General features: G+C 32.7%; 2 protein-coding genes and 1 pseudogene. All 3 read right to left on the bottom strand.

The genetic code is table 11. The features are described 5' to 3' along the window. Positions 1-231: 231 nt before the first annotated feature. The gene (locus EF384_RS09780) at positions 232-402 is read right to left on the bottom strand and encodes a hypothetical protein (RefSeq protein WP_164507104.1); all 171 of its coding nucleotides are present in this window, start codon (positions 400-402) and stop codon (positions 232-234) included. Between the two features lie 77 nt (positions 403-479). Then, positions 480-620 (bottom strand): hypothetical protein, encoded by a 141-nt coding sequence (locus EF384_RS09980; protein ID WP_439647014.1) that lies wholly within the window; start codon positions 618-620, stop codon positions 480-482. Then, positions 617-937 (bottom strand): annotated as a pseudogene (locus EF384_RS09565) (Rep family protein); the annotation flags it as partial. The pseudogene EF384_RS09565 and the gene EF384_RS09980, both read right to left, overlap by 4 nt.

Here is a 937-nt window from a genome sequence, read left to right as displayed (position 1 = left end):
CCATTATTCTGATACACGAAATTGGATAGAATCGTGTATCAAGAACCCTGTTTTAATAGGGTTCTTTTTCTTTAATCTCGTTCAATACATGATTACCTGATTCAGCAAACGAAATCAGGTGTCACTTTTTTGACAAATTTATTTGCCAAAAGAAATAAGAGAACTCCTTAGTTTTTCCAGCAGGGACAAATTTTTTTATTCTAATATTTCATCTAATTATCTCATTTATCCTTAAAATTCTCTTGGCTGAAGCAACCAATCAGCCAACGAAACTTCCTCAATTTCAAATTTTTTATCCGAAATCGTTGCTTGATAATCAATAAAATCATTTGCGTAATCCTTACGATTAAAGATTGCGACCACTTCATCATTTTGTAAGACTCGATAAATTTTATTTTGCATTATCTCATTTCTCCCGTCTCTGGATCAATAGTTTTTGAGTAAACCGGACGATAATCACATTGATAGTTTGCGTNGATTTAAGCTGGGATTCCCAATAATACCTTGATTTCAGTACAGACCAAAAACCCGAAGAGAGTGCCTTCCTCTTTTCTCAATTCTAAATTTTCTTTTCTTAACTTTTCATTCTCAATTGCTAAATCATTTTTTCTATCAATCATTCCAATATCTCCCCAGTTTCTCTATCTATTTTTTTAAAAGGCTTATGCCGATTAGAGCGTAGATAAGCAGTTAAAAAGATCGTTTGACTTCTAACGGTAGGAAACCAGTCATCGAACTTTTCAGATACAGCATAATCAACTAAATCCCCATATTCATAACAGTTAGATTCACGAATCCATTGCACTATTTCTTGCAGAATAACATCCGTATCTACTCCAACATCTGTTAAATATTGACGATATTTAAAACCATTATGAGCAACAACTTCACTTTTATCATACTGATACTTTTCAGGGTTCTGTTGCAAAGTTTTAAA

It is taken from the genome of Aerococcus agrisoli, from assembly GCF_003797145.1.
In the GTDB taxonomy this organism is placed as follows: Bacteria; Bacillota; Bacilli; order Lactobacillales; family Aerococcaceae; genus Aerococcus; species Aerococcus agrisoli.
This window is presented reverse-complemented; position numbering and strand designations above follow the sequence as displayed.

Coding starts and splice junctions, on each gene's coding strand:
- EF384_RS09780 (WP_164507104.1), bottom strand. CDS start 402: ATGCAAAATAAAATTTATCGAGTCTTACAAAATGATGAAGTGGTCGCA.
- EF384_RS09980 (WP_439647014.1), bottom strand. CDS start 620: ATGATTGATAGAAAAAATGATTTAGCAATTGAGAATGAAAAGTTAAGA.